This window comes from Massilia aurea, assembly GCF_014200505.1.
GTDB lineage: Bacteria > Pseudomonadota > Gammaproteobacteria > Burkholderiales > Burkholderiaceae_D > Telluria > Telluria aurea_B.
The window spans coordinates 1-4,938 of the sequence record NZ_JACHBX010000011.1 but is presented as its reverse complement, the minus strand read 5'-3'; the positions used below and the strand labels follow the sequence as shown (position 1 = coordinate 4,938).

The window sequence follows — 4,938 nt, the reverse complement described above, 5'->3', positions numbered from 1 at the left end:
GGCCGGGGCAACCGGTTTGGCAGGCATCTCGCCGCGCGCCGCGTCCATACTCTCGCCACTGAGCATGCCCGAGACCGCCGTCAGCATTGCCGGCAACGGCGCTTCCTTGTCGTCGAGCTTGCTCGAACCAGGCCTGGAAGCGCCCAGGTGGCTGGCAAACGCCACCGTCTGGTGCGTCGTGGCCGCGGCGCTGGATGTTTCCCCCAGCTTGACGGCTTGCTTGACCAGCGCGATGCCGGCCACGTTGTCGCCGGCCGGTTCGCGTGCTCGGCGCCATACGTGATCTTGTAACTGGTCACCAACAGGCCCGTGGCGGCGCGCACGGCGCCGTAGCCGTCAGCGCGGAGTTGGGCGAACTAATCTGAGCTGAGAGCCCCGCGACGGGCTCCAGCCAAGTTACGGAAGCGTAGAATTGCTCTAACCTATTTGCCTCGAACTAACTGCGGCCTTGTCCCTCGACTTTGTGTCGTCCTGATGTGCATAAGCCCTTCCGCTGCCCTTGCTGTCAGGCGCTTGATGCGCCAAGAGCACGTTGTCCGAACCACCATAAATTTTTCTGAATCGAAAGTATCCGGCTTCAGCGAAAGCTGATGGCTCGCGCCCTTCGTTGATATAACGGGGAATCAACTTGGTCAGGTCGGTCTCCGTAGGCGACGCTTTTCGTGCCTCGTTGAATGCCTCGGCAGCGATGCGCTCATTCGTTTTCATACCGAAGTCTGGCGGCCCTGACCAACTGTGCATTCCGGCTTCATACATCCTATTCGAATACAGCGACTTGCCGGTTGCAAGTACTTTGGACCATTCCTGAAGTTCTTTTACTGCATCTGCAGGATTATCAGCACCACTTAACTTAAACGCTGCACGGGAATCGTGAACATATTCATCGAAAAAGTGAACCATTTCTTGCGGCAGTGCTTCAAACGGTCGAAGTCTTGCAATTTCCTTCCATTCGCTGGACACTGAATTATGCATGCCTGGAACTTGTTTTTCGACATCTGCACTCGTTAGCTTAGGCAAAAAATTTTTAAACGCTGTCAATTCTTCATTAAATTCCAGTAAAGCGGAATTCATGTCATTTTTATCAAAATTTCCGGATCTTTTGTAGCTTTCAGTTTTATTAAGATCGTCGCCCCCCTTATCTCGTCGGAAATATCGCCACCTCATTTGAAGAATTTGCTGTTCTCGTGTGAGATCAGTCAGCGCTCCCTCTGATAGCTTGCACTTAGATAGATAAGCATTGAGATCGGAGATAACTTTCGCCTGAACTGCAAACCGTCCCTGTGCAGTGCTATTGGCCAACTCCAGCTTCAAGGGTGCGCCGGCTAGTCTGGCAGCCTTATACATGTATAGCAGCGGCAAACGCGACAGCATGTCATCGCCATTAGCGTTAACACCTTTCCCGTGATCCATAGGCGCATATCCGCCACCGATATCGGAATGCACCCCAGGGAATACAATTTCTTCGCAGTTTGGGGGATATGTAAATCCCACCGCAATCGAATCCGCCGGAAAGCTACGACGCTGCTCGTGCGCAGCCATCAGGTGAACGCATTTCTTCACACTGGCAGGAATTCTCAAGCTATCGTCGGCATCTGCCCAGGCACCGTGCCCATCCGCGAATTTTAGAAGACGCGCATTTCCAAATGTATTGCCCACGCCGATCGAAGCAACAGTATCAAACAAACCGAGGAAGTCGAAGCTAACGGGAAACCCGCCGAGTGTAGTACCGCTTTTTCCCAAGATCTTCGCGTCGAGCCTGCATAAGGAATCCAACCAGTTTGCGAAGGCCCGCGCTTGGGTTGCTCCTCGAGAAAAACCAAAGGTTGAAATGAAGATCTCTTGCACGATGGCTGGATCTTTCTTCTTTGGGCACCCCCCGTTCTCTGACCAGTGCTGCTTGACAGCCTTATGCAGCATTTTCAATATTTCTTCAAATTTAGCACGCGGGCCTGAAAACTGTCTCTCATAGTTATCAGGATCAGATCGATTAAGATTAGCGGTCATTACTGACCGAGCTTGCCTTGAAAGATCCAGACTAGTCGCTATCGCCGTAGTCTCCTTTGACGATAATAGAGGACTATTATAAAAAAAACGATGCACGTTATTAATCGCCTGAACCAAGGCCCAAATAATTCGGTCATTGCCCTTCCAGCCCATAGCAGCACCACGCTTCTGATCGAAACCGATTCCGCTGTCTTCTACATCCGGGAACGGCGACGCTACGCCCGGCACGTAAACACGGAAGAAACTGGAGAAACGGCTATTCGTGCTCTCTGTCCAGTCGGTTCCGTTGGGAAGCACGCTGGGCACGCTTTGTCCGGGGAAAGTGTCATATAAGCGTGCTACGTTTGAGTGCTCCTTCGTTTTTTCCGCCAGCGTATAGTTATTTTTTGTGCCGTCAAAGAAGAAGCCGAAAAATAGGTTGGTATTGCACGATTTACAAGATAGGCCATTTGGTATATATTCGCGATCCTCATTGGCCTTTAATAAGTCCTGTTCAGCATCGTCGAAAAATTCTTTCTTATTCGCGGCCCTACCATACCTATCAGGCAAAACGGTACAAAGCTGAGCACTCATGGCTTATCCTTCATGATTTGCTTAAGGCGCGCCTCAGAGAGGCGTAATCGGTCTGTATAGCGCTTCTTTAAGTTCTGATGATAAGCAGGATCTTCAGGGCCGGTAAATTTCGCTATCGTGTCCTTTGAATAGCTTTTGTCTAAAGCCCATGCCTTTCGAAACAAGGATTCTGATGATCTCTCGACTTCCGCAATAAGATGCTTACCATTCTTTACGGCGTGCTCGGCATCGTCTCTAACCAACTCCCACCGCTTCAGCATAAAATCTCGAGAAGGAACTGGCCAACCCTTGATTTTTCCAGGCCATTGAGGGTGATTGGGTTGCAAATCGCTCGATACGACGTCGATTTTCCCATCCGCCATGCGCAGAACCCATAATTCTCCAGCCTGGCCACTCGCATATGGCGGCACCTCGACCATATGCTTCGTATAAATTCCCGAGGTTTCTTTTCCGTCCCCTGTCGATAACCAGTGCTTCGACTGAATTTCTACGGTTGTTCCGGGCGCCCACTTGCTAGGAAGCTTGAAGCAACAAACGATCCCCCCGGCTTCATAAGGCCCGATGAGTTCACCGCCCCCAGTGTTACTCGTGTCACGTGGATCGATAACAGAGAATTGAAACGTATCCCCGCTGTGGTTGACCCCATGAATACTTACCGACACCAAGTCACCCGACCGCGGCGAACTAGATTCTGCGCGCGAAGCACATCCGAACAGCAAAAGCAACAATGCGCTAAACAGTATTTTGTAATTCTTCATTAGGTGTCCCTATAAATTCGTTTTCCAGATTAGAAAATGCCTGCGCCACGTTGACGCCGGTGTCTATCCCGATCTCGTCTATCAGCCTGGCACACCACCGGAAGGTCGCCGTATTACCTAGTTGGTGTTTTCGCGCTATCTGCACGACCTGGCTCAGCAGATAATACCGCTCCGAGGGCAAACCATCCCAGACGGCCCCGCCATACTGCAGCCGAACCCATAGTTCGTCGGCTTCACTATCTTCGATCAGCCTTGCAAACTGCGCTTCACTTAGCCTTGCATTCACTGTAGTCCCGGCCGCTGGTCCAGAGTAATCAATCGGCAGCGCTGCCCAAGCCCCGTTCCTGGCAATGTAATGCCAGCTTAGGGCATTGCCGGCAAGCTCACGCTGCTGTTGAGGCATGAGAACGGCGAAGATAGCCGGCAATCGTCGCGTGTCGGGAAACCTGAAATTGAAATAATCCCCCCCGGTCGCGACAGTGCACCAAGCGGCGAGTCGTTCAGCAAGTACATCGATACTGTCGCTAGTAACAATCGCGCTCAACATGGGCAGTCCTTCGCATCGCTCCAGGACGCGATGTAGTGCCTGGTTGCCCGAAGCGAAAGGCACCAGAAATGGCGATACGTCCCTCACTTTGTCGTTGCAGCCCGGAAGCCGCTCGAACAGCAAGACTGGCTCGCTGCTGCTGGTCAGGTGTCGAAACAGTCCAGGTACGAACGCGCCGTCGATCAACAGTACAAGCTGTGCTCCGTCAGGCAGTTGCCGAGATTGTGCCAGCAGTTCAGCATGCCAATTGGTCTGGTATGGATCGATCAACATGCGTTATTCCACCAACGTGAATGCGGGCGCAGCCGCCAAAGATTTTTTCAGACATTCGACACACACCGTGCCGGGGATGGCCGGTAGCGGATAGGGCTGGTCAACCGGACCCACGAAGCTTTTCTTCGCGGCGTGGATCGTGATCTTCCCCGGACACTGCACCGTAATATTCCCGCCTTCGATCGTGATATTGGCCCCGCCCGCTGTCGACAGACTGATGCTCTTGGCCGCCGCCCAGTCGACATGCGCATTGGCGCTGATGATGTCGACCTGATCGCGCGCCTGCACATTGAGCACATCGCCCTGCGCCTGCAAATCCACCCCGCCCTTTGCTGCAACCAGTTGCAGGCCGATATTCTCCGCACCCGCCTTAACCGCCCCGCCCAGCATCCCTATCGCCTGCCCGCTATGCATGCGCAATTGGCCCCCGGTGACGAACTGCGTATCCTGCCCGCTCATTAACGTGATGGTCTCGCCATTGGCCAGTTGCAGATCATTCGCTGCAACCACAGCAAGGCCGGCCTTGGCGGCAATCGCAATCACCGCCGAACTGCTGTTGGGCAGTTTGCCATCGTCCGGCGCGACCGGCCTCGCAGGCATCTCGCCGCGCGCCGCGTCCACGCTCTCGTTACTGAGCATGCCCGAGACCGCTGTCAGCATTGCCGGCAGCGGCGCTTCCTTGTCGTCAAGCTTGCTGGCATTGGCTTTCGCAGCGCCGAGATGGCTGGCGAACGCGACCGTCTGATGCGTCGTGGCGGCATCGCTGAACGTTTCGCCCAGCGT

At 53.7% G+C, this 4,938-nt stretch carries 4 protein-coding genes and 1 pseudogene; all 5 read right to left on the bottom strand.

The genetic code is table 11. From position 1 onward, the window contains the following. Nucleotides 1-243, bottom strand: a pseudogene (locus tag HD842_RS23785) (type VI secretion system tip protein VgrG); the annotation flags it as partial. 174 nt (nt 244-417) lie between these two features. Beyond that, nucleotides 418-2,577 carry a T6SS phospholipase effector Tle1-like catalytic domain-containing protein gene (locus HD842_RS23780; protein WP_183558780.1) on the bottom strand — a complete coding sequence of 720 codons (2,160 nt, stop codon included), beginning with the start codon at nt 2,575-2,577 and terminating at the stop codon, nt 418-420. Continuing rightward, nucleotides 2,574-3,335 carry a DUF3304 domain-containing protein gene (locus tag HD842_RS23775; protein WP_183558777.1) on the bottom strand — a complete coding sequence of 254 codons (762 nt, stop codon included), beginning with the start codon at nt 3,333-3,335 and terminating at the stop codon, nt 2,574-2,576. Before HD842_RS23775 ends, HD842_RS23780 begins: the two co-directional genes overlap by 4 nt. Continuing rightward, a complete protein-coding gene (locus HD842_RS23770; RefSeq protein WP_183558774.1) occupies nt 3,310-4,155 on the bottom strand; it encodes a DUF4123 domain-containing protein in 846 nt (281 codons plus the stop codon). Before HD842_RS23770 ends, HD842_RS23775 begins: the two co-directional genes overlap by 26 nt. 3 nt (nt 4,156-4,158) lie before the next feature. Further along, nucleotides 4,159-4,938 (bottom strand): DUF2345 domain-containing protein (locus tag HD842_RS23765; RefSeq protein ID WP_183558769.1); only part of this gene is annotated, 780 nt, incomplete at its 5' end.